Origin of the sequence: Fictibacillus phosphorivorans, from assembly GCF_023715845.1 — a bacterium.
GTDB lineage: Bacteria > Bacillota > Bacilli > Bacillales > Fictibacillaceae > Fictibacillus > Fictibacillus phosphorivorans_D.
Genome location: NZ_JAMBOR010000005.1, coordinates 164,432 through 189,259, shown reverse-complemented (window position 1 = coordinate 189,259; position 24,828 = coordinate 164,432). Strand labels below are relative to the sequence as shown.

23 protein-coding genes and 1 pseudogene are annotated in these 24,828 nt (G+C 39.4%); 6 read left to right on the top strand and 18 right to left on the bottom strand.

Annotation, left to right across the window (positions count from 1 at the left end; translation table 11 throughout):
• From M3206_RS06490 to M3206_RS06470, 5 genes are all read right to left on the bottom strand, one after another.
• A partial coding sequence (locus tag M3206_RS06490) for a helix-turn-helix domain-containing protein (protein WP_251311697.1) occupies positions 1-638 on the bottom strand: 638 nt, incomplete at its 3' end.
• A 153-nt stretch (positions 639-791) separates the two neighbouring features.
• Positions 792-1,085: a ferredoxin family protein gene (locus M3206_RS06485; protein ID WP_130293442.1), complete on the bottom strand. Its 294-nt coding sequence runs from the start codon at positions 1,083-1,085 to the stop codon at positions 792-794.
• On the bottom strand, positions 1,086-2,381 hold the full coding sequence (locus M3206_RS06480) for an FAD-dependent oxidoreductase (protein WP_251311696.1): 1,296 nt from the start codon (positions 2,379-2,381) through the stop codon (positions 1,086-1,088).
• Positions 2,374-3,399: an electron transfer flavoprotein subunit alpha/FixB family protein gene (locus M3206_RS06475; RefSeq protein WP_251311695.1), complete on the bottom strand. Its 1,026-nt coding sequence runs from the start codon at positions 3,397-3,399 to the stop codon at positions 2,374-2,376. The genes M3206_RS06480 and M3206_RS06475 overlap by 8 nt, the downstream gene beginning before the upstream one ends.
• Positions 3,396-4,229 carry an electron transfer flavoprotein subunit beta/FixA family protein gene (locus tag M3206_RS06470; RefSeq protein ID WP_251311694.1) on the bottom strand — a complete coding sequence of 278 codons (834 nt, stop codon included), beginning with the start codon at positions 4,227-4,229 and terminating at the stop codon, positions 3,396-3,398. Before M3206_RS06470 ends, M3206_RS06475 begins: the two co-directional genes overlap by 4 nt.
• Positions 4,230-4,682: 453 nt before the next feature.
• Here M3206_RS06470 and M3206_RS06465 point away from each other — a divergent pair, with 453 nt between their 5' ends.
• From M3206_RS06465 to deoD, 4 genes are all read left to right on the top strand, one after another.
• On the top strand, positions 4,683-4,874 hold the full coding sequence (locus tag M3206_RS06465; protein ID WP_251311693.1) for a hypothetical protein: 192 nt from the start codon (positions 4,683-4,685) through the stop codon (positions 4,872-4,874).
• 306 nt (positions 4,875-5,180) lie between these two features.
• Positions 5,181-5,390 carry a hypothetical protein gene (locus M3206_RS06460; RefSeq protein ID WP_251311692.1) on the top strand — a complete coding sequence of 70 codons (210 nt, stop codon included), beginning with the start codon at positions 5,181-5,183 and terminating at the stop codon, positions 5,388-5,390.
• A 189-nt stretch (positions 5,391-5,579) separates the two neighbouring features.
• Positions 5,580-6,749 (top strand): MFS transporter, encoded by a 1,170-nt coding sequence (locus tag M3206_RS06455; protein WP_251311691.1) that lies wholly within the window; start codon positions 5,580-5,582, stop codon positions 6,747-6,749.
• Between the two features lie 90 nt (positions 6,750-6,839).
• The gene (gene deoD, locus M3206_RS06450; RefSeq protein WP_251311690.1) at positions 6,840-7,550 is read left to right on the top strand and encodes a purine-nucleoside phosphorylase; all 711 of its coding nucleotides are present in this window, start codon (positions 6,840-6,842) and stop codon (positions 7,548-7,550) included.
• Between the two features lie 275 nt (positions 7,551-7,825).
• Here the strand turns inward: deoD and M3206_RS06445 are convergent, their stop codons facing one another.
• Positions 7,826-8,584, bottom strand: coding sequence for a TrmB family transcriptional regulator (locus M3206_RS06445; protein ID WP_251311689.1), 759 nt, complete (start codon positions 8,582-8,584; stop codon positions 7,826-7,828).
• Positions 8,585-8,876: 292 nt separating this feature from the next.
• Here M3206_RS06445 and M3206_RS06440 point away from each other — a divergent pair, with 292 nt between their 5' ends.
• On the top strand, positions 8,877-10,628 hold the full coding sequence (locus M3206_RS06440) for a hypothetical protein (RefSeq protein WP_251311688.1): 1,752 nt from the start codon (positions 8,877-8,879) through the stop codon (positions 10,626-10,628).
• 121 nt (positions 10,629-10,749) lie between these two features.
• On the opposite strand, the gene M3206_RS06435 is transcribed toward M3206_RS06440, so the two are convergent.
• The 9 genes and pseudogenes from M3206_RS06435 to M3206_RS06395 form a co-directional block, all read right to left on the bottom strand.
• Positions 10,750-12,432 carry a ribulokinase gene (locus M3206_RS06435; protein WP_251311687.1) on the bottom strand — a complete coding sequence of 561 codons (1,683 nt, stop codon included), beginning with the start codon at positions 12,430-12,432 and terminating at the stop codon, positions 10,750-10,752.
• Between the two features lie 6 nt (positions 12,433-12,438).
• A pseudogene (locus tag M3206_RS06430) lies at positions 12,439-13,154 on the bottom strand (HAD-IIB family hydrolase).
• A 212-nt stretch (positions 13,155-13,366) separates the two neighbouring features.
• Complete coding sequence (locus M3206_RS06425) at positions 13,367-13,525, bottom strand: hypothetical protein (protein ID WP_251311686.1); 159 nt, start codon at positions 13,523-13,525, stop codon at positions 13,367-13,369.
• Positions 13,526-13,545: 20 nt separating this feature from the next.
• Positions 13,546-14,517 (bottom strand): class II fructose-bisphosphatase, encoded by a 972-nt coding sequence (gene glpX / locus M3206_RS06420; RefSeq protein ID WP_251311685.1) that lies wholly within the window; start codon positions 14,515-14,517, stop codon positions 13,546-13,548.
• A 258-nt stretch (positions 14,518-14,775) separates the two neighbouring features.
• A complete protein-coding gene (dhaL, locus tag M3206_RS06415; RefSeq protein ID WP_251311684.1) occupies positions 14,776-15,426 on the bottom strand; it encodes a dihydroxyacetone kinase subunit DhaL in 651 nt (216 codons plus the stop codon).
• A gap of 14 nt (positions 15,427-15,440) precedes the next feature.
• Complete coding sequence (locus tag M3206_RS06410; protein ID WP_251311683.1) at positions 15,441-16,445, bottom strand: dihydroxyacetone kinase subunit DhaK; 1,005 nt, start codon at positions 16,443-16,445, stop codon at positions 15,441-15,443.
• Entirely contained in the window at positions 16,442-16,912 is a 471-nt protein-coding gene (gene rpiB, locus M3206_RS06405; RefSeq protein WP_251311682.1) for a ribose 5-phosphate isomerase B, read from the bottom strand. Before rpiB ends, M3206_RS06410 begins: the two co-directional genes overlap by 4 nt.
• A gap of 253 nt (positions 16,913-17,165) precedes the next feature.
• Positions 17,166-18,422, bottom strand: a complete 1,257-nt coding sequence (locus tag M3206_RS06400; protein WP_251311681.1) for an MFS transporter — start codon at positions 18,420-18,422, stop codon at positions 17,166-17,168.
• Between the two features lie 86 nt (positions 18,423-18,508).
• Positions 18,509-19,624 (bottom strand): MDR/zinc-dependent alcohol dehydrogenase-like family protein, encoded by a 1,116-nt coding sequence (locus M3206_RS06395; RefSeq protein WP_251311680.1) that lies wholly within the window; start codon positions 19,622-19,624, stop codon positions 18,509-18,511.
• Between the two features lie 432 nt (positions 19,625-20,056).
• Between M3206_RS06395 and M3206_RS06390 the strand changes: the two genes are divergently transcribed.
• Positions 20,057-20,860, top strand: coding sequence for a DeoR/GlpR family DNA-binding transcription regulator (locus M3206_RS06390; protein ID WP_251311679.1), 804 nt, complete (start codon positions 20,057-20,059; stop codon positions 20,858-20,860).
• 72 nt (positions 20,861-20,932) lie between these two features.
• Here the strand turns inward: M3206_RS06390 and M3206_RS06385 are convergent, their stop codons facing one another.
• From M3206_RS06385 to galT, 3 genes are all read right to left on the bottom strand, one after another.
• Complete coding sequence (locus tag M3206_RS06385; protein ID WP_251311678.1) at positions 20,933-21,700, bottom strand: GolD/DthD family dehydrogenase; 768 nt, start codon at positions 21,698-21,700, stop codon at positions 20,933-20,935.
• A 508-nt stretch (positions 21,701-22,208) separates the two neighbouring features.
• Positions 22,209-23,258, bottom strand: coding sequence for an aldose epimerase family protein (locus M3206_RS06380; protein ID WP_251311677.1), 1,050 nt, complete (start codon positions 23,256-23,258; stop codon positions 22,209-22,211).
• Between the two features lie 70 nt (positions 23,259-23,328).
• Entirely contained in the window at positions 23,329-24,828 is a 1,500-nt protein-coding gene (gene galT / locus M3206_RS06375; RefSeq protein WP_251311676.1) for a UDP-glucose--hexose-1-phosphate uridylyltransferase, read from the bottom strand.

Genomic DNA, 24,828 nt, shown 5'->3' with positions numbered 1-24,828 from the left:
TTTTTTAAAAATGCATTTTCTGCACGTAACCGTTCATTTTCTCTTTCTAATTTTTTCATCTGAAGCTTAAATTTCTCTTCAGGAGTTAACTCGTCTTCTGTCTTCCTTCTTCCACGCTTATCATTAAGCGTTTCATCTCCACCTTCAAACTTCTTAACCCATTGATACACCTGTTGGTAGGAGACCTCGTATGTTTCAGCTATCTTCCGGTAATCCTTCCCGTTCTCCAAACAATCAAGTACAATTCGTATCCGTTCATCCTGTGTCGTTTTTCTTCCTTTAGCCATAGAACTCGTCCTCCCCATAGACGTATCTTTAAGTTCTTTATGACTATTATACGTTTTAATCCACCTTTTGAGGACGGAGGTACTTGAGATATCATACATACTTATAAGTTCAGTTTGAGAGTATTGACCGGACAAATATTCTCTAACAGCTGTGACCTTTAGCTCTTTAGTATAAGACTTCCAAGGACTTGAGGATCTCAAACCTTCCGTGCCATATTTCTGAAATTGTTTAACCCATTTCTTGAATGAGTTCTTTGAAATTCCAAACTTTTCACAAAGCTCTTTTACAGTAATATTGCCATTTTCATAAGTGGACAAGACTTTGTATTTAAACTCTTTAGAATGCCCCATAAAAAACTCCCCTTAAGGTAAAACAGATTTTTTATTTAATCTGTCTACCTAAAGGGGAGCATATCAGATACAAGTGTACCTTTTGTGTCAGCTTTCTATAAAAATTTCTATCGAACTACGCGTGGAACGATTCCGTTTCTTTATGTCCTTATTTTACCCCAATCGGAACACAATTCCATGCCCGCCTTTAGGGTATTCCCACTTAATGTTCTGGTGCGGGCACCCGATTCGGCAGCTTCCGCATTCGTGGCAGCCTTCATACCCCACATGCATGCGAATTTCTTCCCACTTATACACCTCTGCCGGACAAAAGATCGTGCAGATTTTATCTGGACAGTGGTTCAAACAAATATCGGCATCCATAACGGTGAGATGTGATTTCGTGTCTGCGTTAAAACGAACGAGATACTGCTTTTCTTCGATAGTCTGACACTTCTTTTCGCTCATCTACTTCATCACCTTCCACGCCCGGTATGCATCGCGAGCTAGTTTCATTTTCTCTCGGGCCGTACCTACATCACGCCAAATCTTCTTCTGTTTATCCCATTTTGACGTCCCATCAACCGTGAACATCTGGCTCATCGCCTTGTTCGCCATCGGGATGTACTTGTCAAAATACTGCGGGAACTTATCAAAATGGTGGGTAGAATCCTTGTACTTCTTCATGTCCTGACCGACGAAACTGCTCATCAGTTTTGTTTTGTAATGATTCAGCGCGGCTTCCGAATAATCCCCGCGTTCTTTAGCGAGCAACACTGCTTCTGCCGCAAACTGCCCCGACTTCATCGCAAGATTTGAACCCTCCCGGTGGATCGCGTTCACGAGCTGAGCTGCATCTCCAACAACGAGCACCCCGTCCCCCGCCACTTTCGGCATCGACTTATATCCGCCTTCTGGAATCATGTGTGCCAAATACTCAACGGGCTCCCCGCCGGTGATGTAAGGACGGATCATCGGATGATTCTTCACATACTCTAAAAGTTCATACGGTTTTATCTTATGCTTAATGAGCCCAGATAGAAGTGTTCCCACCCCGAGGCTCAGCGTGTCTTTGTTCGTATAAAGGAATCCGGTGCCGAGAATTCCCTTTGTTGCATCGCCAAACAGCTCGATCGTCGTTCCCTGGTTCGGCTCTAGATTAAAGCGATCCTCAATCGTCTTTTTATCCAGCTTAATGATTTCCATCGTGGCCAGTGCGACTTCATCCGGTCGGAACTCCTTATGAAAACCGAGTGATTTTGCTAAAAGAGAGTTTACCCCATCCGCCAAAACAACAACGTCTGCATAGAGGTCGCCATCTGGCCGGTCCGTCCGCACTCCGACTACTTTTCCATCTTCCACGATACATTCCAACACGACGGTTTCATTTACGAGCAAAGCTCCCTGTTCAACGGCCTTACTCGCAAACCACTGATCAAACTTTGCGCGCAGCACCGTAAAGTTGTTATACGGCTCCTGTCCCCATTCCATTCCTTTGTAGCCAACGGTAATCGCCGATTCTTTATCCATCATCATGAACCGCTGTTCCACGATCGGCCGTTCGAGCGGCGCTTCCTTCCAGAACTCCGGAATGACATCCTCCATCATTTTGCGGTAGAGAACGCCGCCCATTACATTCTTTGATCCTGGATATTCACCGCGTTCAATCAGTAAAACGTTCACTCCCGCTTTCGCCAGTTCATACGCACAAGAAATGCCGGCAGGACCTGCTCCGACGACGATACAATCAAATTTTTCAGACATGGTCGACCGCCTCTCTGTTAAACACTTGTTTAAATTGTTCGATTAAAAGTGGCACAACTTCAAAGGCATCGCCTACGATTCCGTAGTGACTTGATTGGAAAATTGGAGCTTCCGGGTCGTTGTTGATCGCGATGATGAGGCCCGAATTCTGCATCCCGACAATATGCTGAATCGCGCCAGAAATCCCGATCGCAAAATAGATCTTCGGCGTAACGGTTACACCTGTCTGTCCTACTTGATGATGATGCTCGATCCATCCCGCTTCAACTACATCACGGCTCGCACCAACCGCGCCTCCAAGCGTCTCCGCCAACTCATGAATAAGCTTGAACCCATTCGGACTGCCTAACCCTTTTCCGCCAGCAACAATAATGTCTGCTTCATCAATTTTCACTTTTTTTGTCGTTTGCCGGACGATCTCAAGCACTTTCGTACGGATATCTTCTTCCTTAAGAGACGTTTTCTCTTCGATCAACTTCCCTTTACGGCCAGGTTCGGGTGTAAGAGCTTTCATCACTTTCGGCCGGACCGTCGCCATCTGCGGCCGGTACTTTTTACAAAGGATCGTAGCCATGATATTCCCGCCAAACGCCGGACGGCTCGCAAGCAATAAGCCTGTATCTTCCTCAATGTCCAAAATGGTAGAGTCGGCCGTGAGCCCCGTCGGAAGATCTGTCGCGACCGCGCTCGCCAAGTCCTTACCCGTCGACGTCGCCCCATATAAAATCACTTCCGGCTTGTATTTTTGGCAGCACTCCAGCAACGCTTTCATGTACGACTCTGTCCGATAATCTCTGAAAATCGCATCGTCATATACGTAGACGGTGTCTGCTCCAAATTCAAAAAGCGAGTCTGCTAGATGTGTCACGTTTTCTCCGATCAAAACACCAGCGAGCTCCGTTTTCCGTTTATCAGCAAGCTCCCTCCCTGCACCTAAAAGCTCGAGCGAAACCGGTACGACTTCCCCGTCTTTTACCTCAATAAAAACCCAAATGCCATGATAGTCTTCAAAACTCAACTTCCATCCCCTCCCTTCACCGCAAAGAGTTCTTTTTTCTCTAACAAAATATTAAGAAGCTGTTCAGTCTGTTGAGACACATCGCCTTCGAGCATCTCACCGCCACTCGGTTTCGCTGGTGCCCAAACTTTGGAGACGATCGTCGGCGAGCCCTTCAGCCCGAGCTGTGTTCTCTCCACATCTTCAAGGTCCGCAACCGCCCAGATGATCGGCTGGTACCTCACTGCCTTCAGCATGTTCGTCATTGAGGAATACGGAACTTCGTTGATCTCTTTTTCCACTGACATCAAACAAGGCATCGTCGACTGGATCACTTCATATCCGTCCTCAAGCTTCCGATGAACGACAGCATAGCCTTCTTCCACATTGATCTCTTTTACTTTATTGACCGAAGTCAGAGGAGGCATATCTAAACGGCGTGCAATTCCTGGTCCAACTTGTCCGGTATCACCGTCGATCGTCATCTTCCCGCATATGATGAGGTCCACGGATTTGATCTTTGAAATCTTTTCGATTGCTTTCGTGAGCGCATAGCTCGTTGCTAACGTGTCCGCACCGGCAAACGCACGGTCTGAAATCATGTACCCCTCATCCGCACCGATCTCGATGCACTTTTTGATTGCCTTTACCGCTGGCGGCGGTCCCATCGTTAACACGGATACTGTGCCGCCGTATCTCTTTTTCAAACGCACCGCCTCTTCAACCGCATGCGCATCATAAGGATTCAAGATGGCAGGCGCACTTGCCCGGTCCATCGTATTCGTCTTCGGGTTCATCTTGATGATCTTCGTATCCGGAACCTGCTTAATGCAAGCCACAATATGAAGCATTCGATCCCTCCTCTAATCACTGGCCCATCTTTTTCTACAAGCCGCTATTATGATGATTATTACTACTATATGGAAGGCTTATCCGATACATGCTGAAAAAATTTATAGTGTACAAAATGAACATATTAGTACAGATATCAAAATACTTTTTTATAAATAAAAAAAACCATAAACCTAAACTTATATTCTAAGAATTTCTGGACAAGATATAACTACGATTCAAAATGGGGTGTTATTAATGAAGCCTGTTGATTATTTAACAAATGAGGAGAAATTCATCTATCAGACTATTAAAAGTGATCTTAAATTTTGTCAGAACAAAAGGGATTTAAAACTTATAGAAAATAAGTTGGATGTTCTATTAGCTAGAGCCATTAAAAGGTATAAAAAAATTAATATGAGTTCTTAAAAACTTTCATTATTTGTTATAATAGTTATAAAATGGAGGTTTTTATGGACTTTTGGCTAGATATTGGACTCCCTGTTCTTGGCGGAGCGATTGGAAGTACTATTACTGTGTTTTGGACAGAAATTAAGACAAAAGAGACATTACCATCTTCAGTAAAGTTTAAATATGCCTGGATAGGAGCAATATCTGGTTTTGTAGCAGTAAACCTACTAAATCCGGAAGGTGATTTTCAGTGAAGGCACCACTAGCAATTTTAGCAGGTATATCCCCTTTGAGCTTCTTGAAGGGACAAGCAATTTCGGATGGAAGTGAAGAAGACGAAGCGTTTAAGCATATTCAGAAGGGGTAAAGAAATATACAGATTTGTTTGAGGAAGAAATAGAAATACCTCTGTCAGAGGGCGACGAAGATATTAAATCTATTGTTTATGATGTGAAAAATCGAGCAGGATTAACAACAACAGAGCCGAATAACATAAATGAGTCCTCGTTTGAAAAAGAAGTAAATAAAGAGTATATTAATATAAAAGGAGAGGATCTAAAATGAATAGAAAATTCACTCCTGCAAAGTATTTAAATAGTGAACAGCTCATGAAACTGAAGAAAGTTAGAGCAGATATCGAAACTGCAAAAACTAAAGAACAACTACAATATTACGAATCTATTTTGGACAAACTATTAGAAATAGCGATTACGAATTTTAAAAAAGAACAAAAAAACAAGAAACAGGAACGTGTCCTTCAACATACTTAATATTTTAGAATTTTAACTCATCAGATTTGATGAGTTTTTTATTTTGATTGTATTTTTATTTAATTGTTATCCCTCGACTAATACCTATAAAATTATCTTTTTTAAAACCTCTAAGTTTATTAAATATTGATACCTCTTCCGAAATAAGTTACCATTACAGTGGTTACTTTTCGAAAGAAGGTAGATAACATGAATAAACGTGTTTACTTATTAACGATCGTTTCGTTTGTTGTCGGAATGGTCGAATTGATTATAGGCGGTATTCTGGACTTAGTCGCAGAGGATCTTGGAGTGAGTCTAGGACAAGCTGGATTCCTGATCACGATTTTCTCGCTCGTGTTCGCAATCGCCGCACCCATTTTATTAACGATGACCGCTAAAATGGAGAGAAAACGGTTAACCCTCATCTCTTTAGTGGTATTTTTAGCAGGAAACATCCTAGCGATCTTGAGTCCCACTTATTCGGTCTTACTCATCGCTCGGATTTTATCAGCAGCCAGCGGTTCATTACTCGTCGTTTTATGTGTCACGATGGCATCCAATATTGTTGAAGAAAAATACCGTGCGCGTGCAATCGGTGTGGTCTTCATGGGGATCAGCGCATCACTCGTACTCGGGATTCCGATCGGCTTATTGCTCGGAAATGCATTCGGCTGGCGTGCACCCTTTATCTTGATCACGGCACTAACCGTGTTATCCATGCTTGGCGTGCATTTCTTTATGGGACGCCTCAAACCGAAACCGGCGATTCCAATAAGGCAACAACTCAGTACGCTTAAAAACAGAACCGTACTGTTTGCTCAACTAACATCATTCCTGTTCCTAGCTGGCCATCTAACGTTATACGGGTATCTGACGCCATTTTTAAAAACAGCACTCGGACTAAACGGAACATGGGTAAGTATTGTTTATTTGATATTCGGTGTAGCTGCAGTATTTGGCGGCGGTCTTGGCGGTACGCTCGCTGACCGGTTCGGTACAAAACCTACGATCTTAGGCGTTACAATAATCTTTGGCATCTCAATCTTTATGATTCCATATACAACGTTTCTGTTTCCGTTATTTTTAGTGGTCATGATTATTTGGAGCATGCTCAGCTGGGCGATTACACCGGCGATGCAGAGCTACCTGATTGAATCATCCCCTGAAACATCCGATATTCAGCAAAGCCTTAACAACTCTGCGCTTCACTTCGGCATTGCGTTCGGATCGATGGTCGGCGGAATCGTGATCGAACAGGCGTCTGTAGAGATGAATGCAACAGTTGGCGGATTTTTGGTCATACTGGCATTAGGTGCAGCCGTTCTTTCCATGACAAAAAAAGAGCATGCTGAGAAAACGGCTCATAGCATTAGCTAGTCTTGTAAAACTATGGCATGATAATGAGAGACAAAACATTCAGAGGAGGTGAAGCCGTTACAGCCTCAAATAAGTTGTAACGGTGGACAAATGAGTATTCATATCGGTGCAAAACAAGGTGAAATCGCAGAAAGCATTCTGTTACCGGGAGATCCCCTTCGTGCAAAATATATCGCTGAAAACTTTTTAGAAAATCCAACATGCTACAACGAAGTTCGCGGCATGCTTGGCTTCACAGGAACATACAAAGGAAAGCGCGTATCTGTTCAGGGAACAGGCATGGGGATTCCATCAATCGGAATCTACACGAACGAACTGATTCGTGAGTATGGCGTGAAAAACTTGATCCGTGTAGGAACTTGCGGCGCGATCCAACAAGACGTTAAAGTACGTGACGTCATTCTAGCAATGACAGCATCTACAGATTCTCGTATGAACCACCTAGCGTTCCCTGGCATCGACTTCGCACCATGCGCAAACTTCGACCTCTTGAAAAAAGCGTATGAAGCTGGAACAGAAAAAGGCTTGAAGATCAAAGCTGGTAACGTATTAACAGCTGATCTGTTCTACCGTGACAGCATGGATATCGTGAAAAAATTAGCTGAAAACGGTGTACTAGCGGTAGAGATGGAAACAACAGCACTGTACTCCATCGCAGCTAAATATGGTGTGAACGCGTTGTCTATCCTAACAGTTAGCGACCACATCTTCACAGGTGAAGAAACATCTGCAGAAGAACGCCAAACAACGTTCAATGACATGATCGAGATGGCGTTGGAAGTTGTGAGTTCAGAACAATAATAATGTAAAGGGCATGACTGATTATCAGTTATGCCTTTTTTATTTTGTGAAGTTTGATGTGATGCATAGGATTCTCAGTTTGATGCATAGAACCTTTATTCCGATGCATAGAATTATGATTTGTGCATAGAAGTTTCATTTCGATGCATAGAAACATAATTTTGATTCATAGAGACACTTTTTCGATGCATAGAGATCCTATTTTGATTCATAGATTATCAATTCAATAAAAAAAAGAATGAACTAAAGTCACTTTTCGTTCATTCCCTCTTTAATTAATACCTCAATTTCATCAGTACACTTCTGATCTCTTCATCATTCATCAATAGATCCGAGTGCTTCTCATTGATCTTCGCCAAAGCCACATCGTGATAAAAGAACTCGATAAACACTTTAATAAACGGACGTGATTTTGTCTTCATCGCTTGCCAGCTCTCACCTTCCACCCCTGCAAAAATCACTTCTTCCTCATCTACAACAACAAGTCGGAAGCGTTCCAACGAGTGGTGCTCCTGTGCTGGAATAAGTGTATGTATGTTTTTTAACGAAGACTCCAGCTCTCCAACTACTAATACTTCCACATCGATTCCCTGCTTTTCTTTTTCCTCAAGGATCGGTAAGTAATCTTGTACATCATCCTCCCAAGCAGAAACCTTAATGGATTTCTCAGCCGTTTGAAGGATTTCTTTTGTCTGTGCACGAATGGACGAATCAACTTTCAGACTCCAAACGTGTTCATCGTAAAACTTTCTTTTCGATGTGCTCGTTTTTAGCTGCTCCACATTCTCCTGGAATTCTGTCGTCAGTTTTTCGATCACGGTCGACAGCGGTAATGCTGTATACAGCTTCTTCTTTTCCGAAACCGAATCCAAGACCATTCCTTTTTCGATCATACGCGTGAGCACTTCATAGATCTTTGATTTCGGGACACCCGAATATTTAACGATGTTCGTCGCGTCCATCGGTTCTTCGCTGGAAGCTAGAACTTCGAACACCTGACTCTCATATTGTGAAAAACCGAATTTTTGTAGCATGGTTCCTCCTAAGAAAATAACGTCTATATCATTCACGACCTAGCCAACAGCCTTATTATTCCCGACTTTTTATTTCGGCAACATCCTAATGTAATCTTAAAACAATTACCGTCATTTCACCAGACCCGAAGCAATCCATACTTTAGTTTGAGTAACATGCCCTCTTTACTATGAAATTAAAAGTATTGTTAGGTACATCCAACTATCTTCATGACAAAATTATATTGTAACTTGATAAAATAAATTGTAATGCAATAATGTAATTAAAGCGTTTACATGGAAGGAGAATTACATGCAGAAAGTTTTTCAAGTTTTTATCGTTATACTACTTTTGTTTTCTGTTGCGGCTCCCACTCAATTAGAGGCAGCAGAAAAGCAAAACTCTCTGGTCAACCTCGAACACCTGGACTTTTTAAATGAAGAGATCACGTTAGATGGTAAAGAGATGTTGATTATACACATCTATTCCGAGTATCCCGATTACGAATGGGTGGACGATGCGGATGAGGGCATTGCTTGTGTGGATGATGTAGCACGGGCAGCTGTCGTATATTTGAACCATTACGAACAGACGAAGGACAAGACATCCCTTGAAAAAGCGAAGAAAGCTCTTAACTTTGTCATGTACATGCAAGCAGACGACGGAGAATTTTACAACTTTATCTTTGATGATTATTCCATTAACACAGACGGTCCGACGAGTAAGAAATCTTTTGACTGGTGGGCAGCAAGAGCAATGTGGTCGATCGGCCATGGCTATAAAATATTTTCTAAAACCGACCCTGCTTATGCAAAAGAACTAAAAGAAAGCTTCTTACTGGCGAACGATGCCTTACAAAAGAAAGTGAACGAAAAGTACGGAGAATATAACATCGTGAACGGCTATAAAGTTCCCGCTTGGATCGGCGGTTTTGACGCGATGTCCAATGCTTTACTCGGCCTCTCCGAATATTATGAGGTACAAAAGGACCCATTAGTCAAAGATTCCATGTTGAAGCTCGGTAAAGGCTTATCAGAGTACCAATTCGGGTCTTACACGAAGTATCCGTTCGGTGCTCACCTTGGCTGGGACGGCTCCCCTACCCTATGGCACGCTTGGGGCAGCGGACAATCCATGGCACTCGCAAAAGCTGGTAATCTATTAAATAAAAAAGAGTGGATTGAGTCAGCCAAGCAAGAGGCCGATCAATTTTTCACCCATATTCTCGCGACAGGCATGATCAAAGAGATGGCACCAACACCATCAAAAGACGAACAGATCGCATATGGCGTCAACATGCTGACGCAAGCATTCACAGAAATTTATCATGCGACAAAAGAGAAAAAGTACGCACGATATGCGGGAATCGCGGCTTCATGGTACACAGGCAACAACGACGCGAACTTTCAGATGTATGATCCAGAAACGGGCCGAGGCTATGATGGATTAAACGGTGTAACAGGTAAAGTGAATTTGAACTCAGGCGCAGAGTCTACTATTGAAGCATTGATGGCCATTCAACAACTGCCTGAAGCCATGAACACATTTTACGTAAAAACAAAAGAACGTCACACATCAACCATCCATGAAGCGGAAGCATTTACCGTGAAGAATGGCAGCCCGGTCATCGAGACACCAGAAGATGCATGGACAGGGGATGCTCTGTTCAGCAACAAAATCGTAAAATTAAACAACGGTGATATGATCCAAAAGGAAGTAAACATTGATAAGAAGGGCTTGTACCTCATTTACGGTGCAATGGAAAAAACACCTGCATTAGGTGGCGAGCTAAAACTAGAAGTAAAGATCGATGGACGTAAAGTAAGTTCAACCGACGTTTCCGCTGCGAACAAATATCTTACTCTAGTAAACTTGAACAAGTTAAACTACCTAACTGCCGGGAAGCATACGATTACCTTAACGGCTAAGCCCCCATACAACGAAACACTCACTTTAGATAATGTTGTGGTTCAGCCGGTTAATGAGTATGCGGTGTTTGTAGAGGGAGGCAAGCGATTTAAGCTTCAACGAAACCTAATTACAGAGCACAACTCGCTACGATAAGATATAGGAAAAGACCGACTGTGTTGTCGGTCTTTTCCTATGTACATATTTTTAATTTTAGATTATACCATATTAAAACATATTTAGATGTCACAATTGACACGCCTTGTAAACTAATACCTCAATTTTTCGATTCAAACTCCATACTTAAACTTCTTAACTTTTTTAATCTATACATGATACTAGTAACGCGGCCAAAATAATCATGAAGTTCTAAGTAAAACTTATAAAGCTCATCGTATATTTGCACATTTTGTGGGATGGGAACGAAGGTTTCTTCTTTTACTTTTGCCATATTCTCCGCTGCTTCCACTATTGTATCGTAACCCCCGTTCTTTGCACCCGCAGCAGTGGCAGCATATATAGCTGCACCTAATGCGACTGTCTGGTCAGAATCTGGAATTTTAATTTCCCGGTTTGTCACATCCGCATAAATTTGCATCAACAGCTTATTTTTCTGAGGCAGACCACCACAGGCAAAAATTTCATTGACTTCTACTCCTGCTTCGGTAAAATTTTCGATAATTTTTCTTGTTCCAAAGGCAGTAGACTCTAGTAAAGCTCGATAGATCTCTTCAGGTTTCGTCGTCAATGTAAGTCCAGCGACTATACCTGACAAATTGGCATCGACCAGTACAGAACGATTTCCATTCCACCAGTCAAGTGCAACTAGTCCTGATTGTCCTGGCTTATAAACAGATGCCTTTTCTTCTAAAAATTGGTGTATACTCATACCTGCCTCATCCGCCTGTTGTTTCACATAGCTTGGTACTGCCTGGTTTACATACCATGCAAAGGAATCTCCAACTGCCACTTGACCTGTCTCATAACTGAAATTGCCCGGAATAATACCGTCCTCCACTATTCCACATATACCTTCAATGGCTTTTTCTTTATCGGAAATCAGCATATGACAAGTAGATGTTCCCATTGTCATGACAAATTGCCCTGAATGAACGGCACCACAAGCCGGAACCCCGGCATGGGCATCAATCATTCCAACAGCTACCGCAGTCCCTGGCACTAGTTTTAAACGGTGTGCCATTTCTTCTGTTAATTCTCCTGCTTTTCCCCCAATCGACAAAACTGGCCCGCGCATTTTTGTTTCTAAAATATTTTCAAAGCGTTCATCCAATGCTTTAAAAAATGAGCTATCTGGATATCCTTCCCTTTTATTCCATAGTGCTTTGTAGCCGCATGTGTTGCTGCTGCGAATCAGATTATTTGTTAATCGATAAGTAATCCAATCACAAGCTTCTATAAAAATGTCAGTTGCCTCAAAAACGTCAGGTGCTTCTCTCGCGATTTGTAAAATCTTTGAAAACATCCATTCAGACGAAATTTTTCCACCGTAACGGGTTAAGAACAGTTCTTTTCTTTCTTCTGCAAGGCGTGTAATATCATCTGCTTCCCCTTGGGCTGCATGATGCTTCCACAATTTCACCCAGCTATGAGGATGATCTCGCCAGTTTGGATGAAAGCATAACGGGTTTCCGGTTTTATCTAAAGGCAAAATGGTAGAAGAAGTGAAATCAATTCCAATTCCGATAACATCTTTTGGGTCTATCTCTGCCATTCGGATGACGGCAGGAACGGATTGGTAAAGTACTTCTAAATAGTCCTTTGGATGCTGTATAGCCCAGTCCGTTTCAAGACGTTTGCCATTAGGCAATGCTTCAGTCAGCACGCCATGTTTATAAGGAGTAACATGAGTCGCTACTTCTTCACCTGTTGCTACATCAACCAGTAATACTCTTCCAGTTTCTGTCCCATAATCTACCCCTATGGCATATCTTTGTTTCAAATGATTTCATCCCTTTCTATGTATAAAAATTGTAAGAATAAAAGAAAATCCCCTATATTCTAATAGACCAACCATTCTGAGCCCATGGAAAATGCCGTCCTCATCAACAGATTTAGTTATGTACTTAGCAGCTTTTTTAGTCAATTCATGTATTTTCTTAATTCCTTTTGCCATGGAATCTCTTGATGGAAGCACATCAACAGAAACTAGATGCCATCGAACAAAATCAAATAGTTTAAACCCTTTTTCATAAATCACTTCTTCTTTTTCTTGTCAGAATAATAAAGAATGGTAGATTTCTCTTTCTATAAAATAGTGAGGATCGTATGTAGGAAATATTTCAATTTTTTATGAGTTAATACTTTCAACTATATAATCATGGTGAGGGATGTTCGCTTTCATATCCTCCTGATCCAATAAACGATCGGATGATTATTTAACTGCAGCTTTCGCTAAAGCTTATAAAACTTCTTTACTCAGTGGATTGGTATATATCACTTCACCTTCTAAAACAACATATTGACCATTATCACTGACAAAAGTTTGAATATTCAACTCTTCGCGTAAGTTTGCAAACATTAAAGGGCACGCCCTGATGCAATAGCTACTTTATATCCTTTTTCTTTCAACTCTCGAATCGCATGCTTTGTAGAAAAAGGCAATTGTTTATCATGGTTATGAAGTGTTCCATCTAAATCAAAGAAGATTATTTTTCGTGTCATTATACCACCTCATTTTGTGTCACTTTATCCTTTGTTTCTAAAGTTAACAGTGTGTGAAAGTAATTTATATGCTTAAAAAGGCAGGTTCTCAAAATTTGGTGAACTCTGCCTAGATGTATTTTCTTAAACTAGATTACCTTCTTTCGTTATATTAATAGAATAAGATTTTTATATACCTTTAATGATTGAGTGTTTATTAAGTCTCTATTAAGTTAAACAGGAAACGAATTTTGAAGAACCTTTTTAACAAGGGTAAAGCCAAATTCCTTAATTAGTTTATCTCCAGGTACTGAAACTCCAAACTGATCAATAGTAACCATTTTCTCCGACATATTTACTTCAACCTTAAGATGCTCCCATTTCGCAAACACTTATTTTCTCTTAATTTCCATTACAAATGTCGTGCCTCAATGAACTGGAAGTTTTGAATACTTCCTCCGCCGGCAATAAGAGAGTTTGTTATGATAGTACCATCTTTCTTTCGAACACCCTTCAGTAATATTCCATCGGTAATTCCTGTTGCGACAAAAAAGCAATCATCTGATTTTACAATCTCATCGATCGTTAACACTTTATCAGGATCGGCCAATCCCATTTGTATACAGCGATTAAACTCTTCTTGATTTCGAGGAGCAAGCTTAGCCTGAAAATCTCCCCCCAAACACTTTAAAGCTGTTGCTGCAATAACACCTTCCGGAGCACCGCCGGTTCCTACTAATATATCAACATCCATTTCATCGATTGCTGTAGCGATCGCTCCCGTAACATCACCATCAGAAAATAACTTGACTATTGCTCCCGCATCAAATACTTGTTTAATTAAATCATCATGGCGCGGTCGGTCCTGTATCATAACTTTCAATTCTGTTATATTTTTTCCTATAGCTTTCGCTACTGATTTCATATTTTCAGTTAACGTTGCTTCTATATCAATGCATCCCTTCGCCCTTGGGCCCACAGCTATCTTATGCATATACATATCAGGAGCGTGTAGTAAACTTCCTCTTGGCGACACAGCAATAACTGTTAGTGAATTATCCTGTCCTTTGGACATTAAATTAGTTCCTTCAACCGGATCAACTGCAATATCTACTTGTGGCCCTTTTCCCGTTCCGAGTTCTTCACCAATGTAAAGCATTGGAGCCTCATCCATTTCTCCCTCACCAATTACAATAAGTCCTTGCATATTAATGAGGTTCATTTGATTACGCATCGCTTCTGTTCCTGCACCATCGGCTTCATTTTTTTTTCCTTTTCCGACCCATGGATAAGAAGCAATAGCCGCTTGTTGGGCTACGGTTAAAAAGTCCATAGATAAAGGCTGAATACATTCTTGACTCTCACTATACGTTTTCGTCTTCATCCTCTTCCTCCTAGTTTGGTTTCACTTAAATAACCCAAGGTCATTATGCACTCATAAGAATAAATATTCATAATAGCCATTGATAACCCACTAAAAAATCTATATTCAGAGTTTATTCTTTTTTCTATTATCAAAAAATCGAAGGATTATGAGAATCCACTATCCACCAAAAGTCAGCGTATGAATGAGTGAATTCTCTTGTTTTTTTTACAATTGATAACTTTTTTTGAAGATTATTTAGCTATTAATCTATATAACTTAGACTGTATGGACTGAATTAACTGTAGTAAAAAAAGCAGAAAGAATTAAGAAAGCAGATGTTGCTCCTGGATCTTGATTACCTAATGAACGTTCTCCTAAACGACTGGATCTTCCCCTTTTAGAAAGTAAATCTTTCGTAGACATCATGCCTTTTTCTCCAGCAGAAACCGCTTTTGAAAATGCTGCGACAAAATCGCGTGTTTGATTAAATTGACTCTTCAAGCTTTCTAACGCAGGTTGAAGCGTATCAACCATCGTCTTATCGCCTAATTCAGCTTTCCCTCGATCTTTTACTCCCTCGATGAAAGCAACCCAAAAATCTACTAATTCTTCATCCGTTAAATCTGATTTACCATGGAACACCTTTGCTCCTCTTAAAAATCCCGTGGCATAAAGTGGTCCAACGGAGGAACCTACTGCACTTAAGAATGTACGGCCTGCTATTATACAAATTTTCCCACAATCTTTTTCAGTTTTTAATTCCTCTTTTAACTTCTCATTGATTGCTTGCCAGCCAATAGACATCGTCACACCATGATCACCATCGCCTATTTTTCGATCAAGTTCTGACAAATAATCTTTATTTTCCTCCATTACATCGACTACGTTCTTTAAAAAGGTTTTCAAATCTTCTGCAGTAAATTTCATCTTCAGCAGCCTCCTTATTTTTGAACATACATTGGGCAATCAGCCGGATGATTAACCAGCTCTATTAATTCATTATCCAATTTGATAAGTGTAACGGAACAACCACCCATTTCTAATGATGTACTATAGTCGCCAACATAAGAACGGTGAATTTCGATACCTTTTTCACTAAGGATTTGCTCCACTCTTCTGAACATGATGTATAGTTCCATCCGCGTAGTAGAGCCTAAACCATTTACAAGAACAGCCACCTTTTCTCCGTTTTCCACAGGCATATCAGCTAGTATTTCATTCACTAAACGCTCTGCAACCTGGTCAGCTGGTTGAAGTTCACCTTTCTCCATTCCCGGTTCACCATGATGACCAAGGCCGATTTCCATCTCATTATCTTCAAGTTCAAAGCTTGGTTTTCCAGTCTGGGGTAATGAGCAAGGAGTTAGACCGACACCCATAGTTCGTGTTAGATGGTTTGCTTTTTTCGCTACTCTTACTACATCCTCTAAAGAATATCCCTTCTCAGCCGCTGCACCTGCAGCTTTGGTTACAAAAAACTCCCCTGCAATCCCTCTGCGCTTTTCACTTTCTTTTTTCGGGGCAGACGCTATATCATCTGTTACTAACACCATTCCTACTTTTGTTCCATACTCTAAGTCCGCTAACTCTGCCGCCATACCAAAGTTCATCACATCTCCAGCGTAGTTCCCATAAACGTAAACCACACCTGCTCCTTTATCAATAGCTCTAGTCACTTCTAAGATTGGATCCGGAGGAGGAGAGGCAAAAATATTTCCAACAGCAACACCGTCTGCCATACCGTCTCCCACATACCCCATAAAAGCTGGCTCATGTCCGGAACCGCCGCCAATTAATACACCAACTTTTCCTTCGCGTGTTTCCTTTGCCGTAACTAGGGACCGTTTATTATCAGATAATCGCTTCACATATTGTGGATACGCTTTAACATATCCCTCTATCATTTCATCTACAACGTTATCTGGATTATTGATTAATTTTTTCATGTTAGGCTACTTGCTCCTTTCAAGAATTCTTTTTCTTTATCAGTAATTTGTTGTACTTTTCGCGCCGAGTTCCCTCCTGGGAATTCCGACTCTAAGTAAACCTTTACAATTTGTTTTGCAGGTTCAATACCAATAACCTTTGCTCCCATTGTTAAGATTTGTGCGTTATTACTTTTTTGAGCTCGCTCCGCTGAGTATGTATCATGACACAATGCTGCTCGAATACCTGGTACTTTTCCGGCAGCAATGGCAACACCGATACCCGTACCACAAATTAAAATACCTCTATCTAATTTCTTTTCATTTATATCACCCGCGACTTGAAATGCTATCTCAGGGTAATCTACTTCACTGCAGGAATCAGTGCATCCATAATCATAAATCTCATGCCCTAACTCTTTTATAAATTCTTTTAAACTTTCTTTCATATGAAATGCATTGTGATCAGAACCTATTCCAATTTTCATTATACATCACATCGTCCTTTCAGTATTTTTTGTTTTTATTTTATATATTTTCAATTTATACTATTTATTTTTTCATTTATTACTGTTAACGTCAACATTTTTTTGTTTTATTATCGTTTTTTGTTGTTTTAGATTTTTATGATTAAACTTCAACAATAATTGTTTGTTTATAACGTAAAATTAAGAACGCCCATTAAAAGACGTCCTTATTATTGTTTGTTATTATTAATCAATTACTAAATCCTATGAGAACTTACTGTGCTGCCTTAAGTTCAGTAGAGTGGATCCCTTCACTTTTAGGAAGAGTAACAAATTTCATTAGAAATGCACTAACCAAATATAGTCCTGTATATATCCAAATAACACCTACTGCTCCAACTCCACCTATAAAAGCGCCAACAATTGCAGGACCAACAAATGTGCTTAATCCAGCGCCAAGGTTTAATATAGACATTGCCGCTCCTCTATTTTCCGGAGCTAATGAAGGAATTAAAGCAGATAAAGGAACATATCCGGCTAAACAAGCTCCGAAACACGCCGCTACAACCGTTGCCGCTATATAATTTGGTCCCATGAAGGCTGGAACATAGTAAAAAGCCACAGTAAAGACTGCACATCCTACTCCTCCAAACCACATAACGGTATTACGCCACCCTAACTTATCTCCCACAATTCCAAAAATCAGGTTAAAAACAATATTACTCGTCCAAAGGGAACCATAAATTTGCAACCACTCTGTTCTTGTGAATCCAACATCCATCATATAAGCCGGCATAAACACCACAAAGCCATATGCACCCGCTGTATTGATGGTTCTTACAATACCACCTAATCCAATCTTAGGTCTTTCAAATGCAATCGTAATACCTTTTGTTAAATATTTTAAAGCTTCTTGTTTCGTTTGAAACTTTTTCTCGCGGTTAGAATCTTCTTTATTTAGGAAAATTGCTACTGTAGCACCTAAAGCAACAAAGATCAATGCACTCCAAAGGGTATTCATTTCACCTAAAACAGGTAATGCAAAACTAGAATAATATGCACCTAAAACGTTTAATCCTCCTGTAAATGCAAACCAGAACCACCCTACAGCTGTTCCAAGCTTGTCACTCGGAGCATAGTATGTTACCCAGACTAAGAAGGAGTAAGCAAATAACGGATAACCTAATCCTCTGAGAGAGTAAGTTGGAATGATAACCCCAAGGTTCATGGTCGGTAATCCGACTGTTAAGAATACTAGTGTCCCTAATATAAACAAGCTTAATCCTATGATCATAGCATTACGAGGTCCTAATACTTCAGCTAATACCCCTGAAAGCCAAGCAGCAACCGCAACTGCGAAACCGTAAATAGAAAACAATAACGCCGACTGCTGCACGGTTAAACCATTATCCATTAAATACGAGGAAAGCCAACCTTGTTCGAGACCATCCCCCATCATAAAAAGCATAACTCCTAGGTACCCTAAAGCCATTTTGGAATCCATGCCCAGTCTATTCAATAATCCTTGCATACTCACTCCTCCATTCGCCTGAATATTCTTTCTATTCAAGAGATAGGTTCCCTATTATATGGGAACCTATCTCTTCTGTTTTTTTCTTATAGATTTGGGTTAAGAACAACTTTTAAGGATTTCGCCCCGTTTTTCACGAGCTGAAAGCCTTTTTCAAACTCTTCCAAAGGTAATTCATGTGTAACAACTCCATCTGTTGGAAGGTCACCGTTGGCAATTCCTTTAATAACATGTTCATAGCAATATGGACCTAAGTGAGACCCTAATACATCAAGTTCTTTACGGTCACTTATAATACTCCAGTCCACTGTTACCGGATCCTTAAATACGCTAAATTCTACGAATCTACCAAGCTTGCGAATCATAGTTAAACCTTGCTCAACCGATTTTTGAGCACCAGTTGCTTCAATATAAATGTCACAACCATAACCATCTGTTAATTCCTTTACAATAGCTATTGCATCTTCTTTTGCTGGGTTGATGACCATATCAGCACCAAAGTTCTTAGCCAGTTCTAGTCGATCATCGAATAGATCCAACACAATTAACTTCCCTGGTCCTGATTTTTTAATTGCCCCAATCATTCCGAGGCCCAAAGTCCCTGCCCCGGCAAGTACTACTACATCACCTAATTGAATCTGTGCACGCTGAACAGCGTGGAACGAACAAGCGTATGGTTCGATTAAAATAGCCTTTTCAATTGGAAGATCCTCCGGGACTTTATAATTGATTGCTTCCTTTGTAAATTTCATGTATTCAGCCATTGCACCGTTTACATTATTTTGAAATCCATATAAATCATGCTTTTCACACATCCAATATTGACCACGGTTACAAAAACGACATCTCCAGCATGGAACGATTTGTTCTGAGATTACTCTGTCCCCTACTTCAAAATCTTCTACACCTTTTCCTAGTGCCACAACATGGCCGATAAATTCATGACCCGGAATCATAGGAGCTTTAATATAAGCTGGCTGATTCTCGTCTCCCCAAAAACTTGGAGCTCCTTCAAACGCTTTCAAATCTCCTGCACAAATTCCACAGGCTTCAACCTTTACAAGAATCTCACCTTCACCAATCTCAGGAACAGCTACTTCTTCAAAACGATAATCACCTGGTTTATACGCCACTACAGCTTTCATTGTTTTTGGAATGTTTATCTTATTGGGGTCTTGAATTGTCATAGTAGTATTACACATAGAACATCTCTCCCTTTCCAGTATTTCTTACTTTTAAAACAACTTAATTAAAAATAGACTCAGAAGGATAGCGCTTACATTTTTAATAAGAAATATTTGAAAGCTCATCAGTCCTTTACTTAAAGATATACTAATTAAATTCAAACAATTAATTTTAACCTTTTTTATCGTTTACTTTTATAAACGATTGATTTTTTTCATTATATTATTATTTTTATTCATAAGTCAATTATATATTTTTGTTTGTTGTTATTTTATTATCGTTTATCTTTTTATAAAGAAGTAATTTACATTATCATAAATAAATGATGTAATATTATTATAAAAAACGAAAAAAAATGCTTTCGTTTTTATATATTATTGAATTCTTTTGAATTGTTATAAAGAATGAAAAAATTTAACGGTAAAAATAAAACAAATGTGGGTGATCAAATGGCAAAAGTATTTGCTCCTGAAAGAAGAAAACTAATAATGGACAAGTTATATCAGAACCAAAGAGTAACTGTAAAGGAACTTTCAGAAGAGATTAAAGTTTCTGAAGCTACCTTAAGAACAGACCTTACTAAAATGGAAGAAGATGGACTCCTCAAAAGAACTCATGGTGGGGCTATTTTAATAGACATTATAGATAGTGAAACCAACTTTTCAAGTAGGGAAAAAAGAAATAAAGATGAAAAATGTGCTATTGCCAAAAAAGCAGTAGAATTAGTTTCCAATGGTCAATGTATTATGTTAGACGCCAGTTCAACAGCTCTTGAATTGGCCCGTACTTTGAAAGATATGCCAATTCGATTAACTGTTGTAACAAGTGGAATAAATACAGCGCTTGAGTTAAATGAACATCCTGATATCACGGTTATCTTATTAGGCGGGATTGTAAAACGAGGTTCCTACTCTCTAGAAGGTAGTTTAGGTATAAATATTTTGAAACAAATTAATATCGATCTAATGTTTACTTCAGCTAATGGATTTTCATTGGAATCAGGTTTAACTGACTTCAGTGTCTATGAGGTAGAATTAAAAAAAGCTATGGTTAATGCTTCACACAAGGTTATAGCTTTGCTTGACCATACTAAAATTAATAAAAATTCCATTGCATCATTTGCTTCAATAGATCAAATAGATACTATAATAACTGATTTCAAAATAACGGATGATTATGCTAAAAAACTTGAAGAACAAAATATTGACGTTCTGGTAGTATCAACTGATGAAAATGGTCATAATCCTTCTTAAGACAGAAATCACCTGTGAAAAAGAGGTACAGCAATAATTGCTATACCTCTTAAATATTTAAATAGTTCTCCTCTATTTAATTGTATTTCCACCATCAACCACAATATTTTCTCCTGTCATTAAGTTGGTTGCATCGCACGCTAAAAATAAGGCAATAGCAGCAACTTCTTCGGGATATCCAAACCGTCCAAGTGGAATTTCTTTTTTCGCTTTTTCACCCTTTTCTCCTGCCCAAACCTTTTTACCTAATTCAGTTAAAATAACAGTCGGTGAAATAGCATTTACTTTAATGTCGAATTGAGCCCATTCATAAGCAAGTACTTTAGTCATTCCATGAATCCCAGCTTTACTTGCAGCATAAGCGACATGATTATCTAATGCAATAACTGCTGCTTGAGAAGCTAAATTGATAATATTTCCACCATTTCCTTGCTCAATCATTAAACTTCCAACTTTTTGGCTCATTTTAAATGATCCAGTTAAGTTAAGATCAATCGTTTTTTGCCAATAATCATCAGAAATTTTTTCAGCATCATCAAGTAATGCAATTCCAGCACAGTTTACTAAAATATCAACCTTACCGAAGTATTCTCTTACCTTCTGAATTGCAATGTCCATACTCTGATTATTAGTAACGTCACATTGTACACCAATGGCATTTTCTAAATTCAGCTTCTTAGCTAGATCTTCTACATTATCTTTTAGGTCAAAGATAGCAACTTTTGCACCTTTTTCTATGTATAATTCCGATACGGCCTTTCCAATTCCACTCGCTCCACCTGTGACAATAGCTACTTTATCTGTAATATTGAAGTTCTTATCGTATCCATGAAAACCCATAATTCATTCCCATCCTTTACGTTTTTATTTTTAATCATTCAGTAGTGGAAAATATAATTCTAAGTCTCCTAATCTTCTAACCTATTTTCTTTATAAAAAGTAATTCATCATAAATATTTAACTAATTATTTTTATTTTAATACTATTTTTATCGTTTTCCAACTTCTATTTTTGTTTATATTCATTTGTTTTTGTTTGGTATCGTTTTATAACCTCTTATGTAAACAAGAAGATGAATTCCAATATACAACAACTAAAGTAGAGCTATTAAAAGTATGCGGTGTTTGTAAATGATGACAATCGTTTTAATCTACGGATCACAGAGCCAAATTCACTCTAATAAGGTGAAATTATAGAAAAGACCGACTGTGGTGTCGGTCTTTTTAATTTGCGTATGTATCGGATATGTCGATTTGAGTGTATATCCTCTTTTAATTTTTTGTTCTATTTTTGAAAAAACATGGTGACTGATCAATGTAAGCCATATCCTCATTTTAGGGTTTATTCTTTAATCAATCACATCAAACACATACTTCGTAGTTGAACGGAACACCTCATCTTTATCCAATATGTTAGACGGGAAATGAGAATGATGAATACTGTCAGGAAGACCTTGCGTTTCTAAGCAAAGACCGAGATATTTTCTTGCTTTTACTCCTCGAATGGTAAAGTTAGACTCTAGCTGCGTGCCCGTATATAAAACTACACTTGGCTGATCTGTTTCAACCGTCAATTGCCGGCCACTTTCTTCGTCTTTCAATACCATTTCCTTATTCTCCTTTTCAGCAAGCAGAAATGGATGATCGTATCCATTGCCCGCTAAGACATTTTGCGGGTGCTCCGACTCTACTCCGTCCTTTATGTAGCGGCCCTCTCTAAAATCAAAAGGTGTACCCTCTACAGAGAGAATTTCACCTGTAGGAATCAACTCGTTATCGAGTTCCAGAAACGAATCGCTCTTTAATGTCAGGTCATGCTCTAGAATATCCCGCTTTAAATTTCCGGATAAGTTGAAATAAGAGTGGTTGGTTACATTAATCAGTGTTTTTTTGTCTGAAATGGCTTCATAGGAAATCAGGAATTCATTCGCATTGGTCAAGGTATATTTTACTTTCATATCTAGGTTGCCAGGATATCCTTCTTCTCCATCTGGACTGAGATAGTTATACACGATGCTTACTTCACTTTCTCCTTTAAGCACTTGAGAGTTCCAAATCACTTTATCGAACCCTTTTAATCCCCCATGAAGATGATGCCCGTTATTGTTTTTTTCTAGCTGATACGTCTGGCTGTCCAATTCAAAGGTTCCCTCTTTTATTCTACCGGCAAACCGCCCGACTACGGCTCCAAAATAAGGAGAATCGTTGATGTACTCTTCGATCGTATCAAAGCCCAGCACGACATTTTCTCTTTTTCCTGTTTTATCTGGCACGATGATTTTTGATATGATACAGCCATAATCTATGCTAACAACTTCCATGCCTTGATCGTTTACTAGAGTTGTAGATGTTACGGGGTGTCCGTTGATCTCACCAAAGTTCTCTTGCAGAATCTCCACGTTCTCCACTCTCCTATAAGAAAAATGGGCATCCGTCAGAACATGAACGAATGCCTTCTTATTCCTTAAATTAATCCTGCAGCGTAAAAATAAACCTTTTAAATGCATCCTGCCCTTTTTTATTCCGTTTAAAAACACCAGCGTCCATGAGTACACGAAGAAATTTAATCCCTAACTCTCTCTTTAAAATCCCTTCAACGGAATCAGGCGTAATGTCTTTTCCATAACGTTCTTTCATGTCATTGGCCCATGGCAAATGGTATCCTATGAGCTCATCGGTCTCTGCCAGCAAGTAACTTTTTATTTCTTCTAATTCATTTTTTAACCTTGAAGGCAAGACGGCGAGACCCATCACTTCAATCAAACCGATATTTTCCTTCTTGATGTGATGTACATCTTGATGAGGGTGAAAAATCCCAAGCGGGTAAAGGTCGCTTATCCGATTGTTCCTTAAGACAAGATCCATTTCAAATTCCCCGTTCCGATAACGGGCAATGGGAGTAATGGTGTTATGTCTTGTATCCCCTGAATAAGCCTCAATGTCTACACTTGAATCACTATAGGAAATCCATTTGTTCAAAATGAACGTCGCCGCTTCACTAAGTCCCGCTACATCACGGCCTCTTAAACGTATAACAGACATCGGCCATTCAAGGGTAGCTCCTCTAACAGACGGAAATGAGTTCAATTCAAAGGTGAATTCATCTTTTGCTTTTGCCATAGCAAAGTCATAACGACCGCCTTGGTAATGATCATGACTTAAGATCGAACCACCGACAATCGGCAGATCTGCATTAGATCCCGCAAAATAATGCGGAAATTGTTCAACAAAAGAAAGAAGTCTTTCAAATGTATCTTGATTGATCTTCATATCTCGGTGTTCACCCGAGAGTAAGATACAATGCTCGTTATAATAAACGTAAGGAGAATATTGCAGATACCACTCTTCATCTTTAAGATTCAGATGAATCAATCTATGGTTGGAACGAGCGGGATGTCCAATTCTTCCTTCATAACCTTCGTTCTCTATACATAGCAGACAATTCGGATAATCGTTTGACGAAGAAACTTTCATTTTCTTCTCGAGTTCAATTTCTTTAGGATCTTTCTCAGGCTTTGATAGATTGATCGTAATATCAAGTTCGCCATAAGGAGTGTCCGCTTTGTAGCTGATGTTCTTGGCGATTCTTTTTGTCTGAATATAATTGCTGTTTTGACTTAATTCATAAAAGAAAGAGGTTGCTTCCTCAGGATTATCTTTATATTTTTCATAGAAACTTTTATTTAATTCGGAGGGGCGAGGCATAAAACTATTCATAATCTTACTTGATAGAATTTCTTTTTCATCTAGTAAGTTATTAATTAAGTCTTTTTCCACAGCATATTCCACTAACTGCTCCAAAAAATCTGGGATATTACCCGTATTAGAGGGTTCGACTTCTTCTACAAAACTTTTCAATCCAAGGAGCGCAATAACCTGGTTTCGGGCATAGATTTCATCTTGCTTCTGTATCATCTCTAAAGAAACCGCCTTGTCAATCAACTTTTGAATAACCGAATAGATTTCCAT

Bases quoted from the DNA above. Each gene is read 5' to 3' on its own strand.
- M3206_RS06455 (WP_251311691.1), top strand. From the start codon at position 5,580: ATGAATAAACGTGTTTACTTATTAACGATCGTTTCGTTTGTTGTCGGA.
- rpiB (WP_251311682.1), bottom strand. From the start codon at position 16,912: ATGAAAATTGGAATAGGTTCTGATCACAATGCATTTCATATGAAAGAA.
- M3206_RS06395 (WP_251311680.1), bottom strand. From the start codon at position 19,624: ATGTGTAATACTACTATGACAATTCAAGACCCCAATAAGATAAACATT.
- M3206_RS06390 (WP_251311679.1), top strand. From the start codon at position 20,057: ATGGCAAAAGTATTTGCTCCTGAAAGAAGAAAACTAATAATGGACAAG.
- deoD (WP_251311690.1), top strand. From the start codon at position 6,840: ATGAGTATTCATATCGGTGCAAAACAAGGTGAAATCGCAGAAAGCATT.
- galT (WP_251311676.1), bottom strand. From the start codon at position 24,828: ATGGAAATCTATTCGGTTATTCAAAAGTTGATTGACAAGGCGGTTTCT.
- M3206_RS06465 (WP_251311693.1), top strand. From the start codon at position 4,683: ATGGACTTTTGGCTAGATATTGGACTCCCTGTTCTTGGCGGAGCGATT.
- M3206_RS06440 (WP_251311688.1), top strand. From the start codon at position 8,877: ATGCAGAAAGTTTTTCAAGTTTTTATCGTTATACTACTTTTGTTTTCT.
- glpX (WP_251311685.1), bottom strand. From the start codon at position 14,517: ATGAAGACGAAAACGTATAGTGAGAGTCAAGAATGTATTCAGCCTTTA.
- M3206_RS06410 (WP_251311683.1), bottom strand. From the start codon at position 16,445: ATGAAAAAATTAATCAATAATCCAGATAACGTTGTAGATGAAATGATA.
- M3206_RS06400 (WP_251311681.1), bottom strand. From the start codon at position 18,422: ATGCAAGGATTATTGAATAGACTGGGCATGGATTCCAAAATGGCTTTA.
- M3206_RS06485 (WP_130293442.1), bottom strand. From the start codon at position 1,085: ATGAGCGAAAAGAAGTGTCAGACTATCGAAGAAAAGCAGTATCTCGTT.
- M3206_RS06480 (WP_251311696.1), bottom strand. From the start codon at position 2,381: ATGTCTGAAAAATTTGATTGTATCGTCGTCGGAGCAGGTCCTGCCGGC.
- M3206_RS06445 (WP_251311689.1), bottom strand. From the start codon at position 8,584: ATGCTACAAAAATTCGGTTTTTCACAATATGAGAGTCAGGTGTTCGAA.
- dhaL (WP_251311684.1), bottom strand. From the start codon at position 15,426: ATGAAATTTACTGCAGAAGATTTGAAAACCTTTTTAAAGAACGTAGTC.
- M3206_RS06385 (WP_251311678.1), bottom strand. From the start codon at position 21,700: ATGGGTTTTCATGGATACGATAAGAACTTCAATATTACAGATAAAGTA.
- M3206_RS06470 (WP_251311694.1), bottom strand. From the start codon at position 4,229: ATGCTTCATATTGTGGCTTGCATTAAGCAGGTTCCGGATACGAAGATC.
- M3206_RS06460 (WP_251311692.1), top strand. From the start codon at position 5,181: ATGAATAGAAAATTCACTCCTGCAAAGTATTTAAATAGTGAACAGCTC.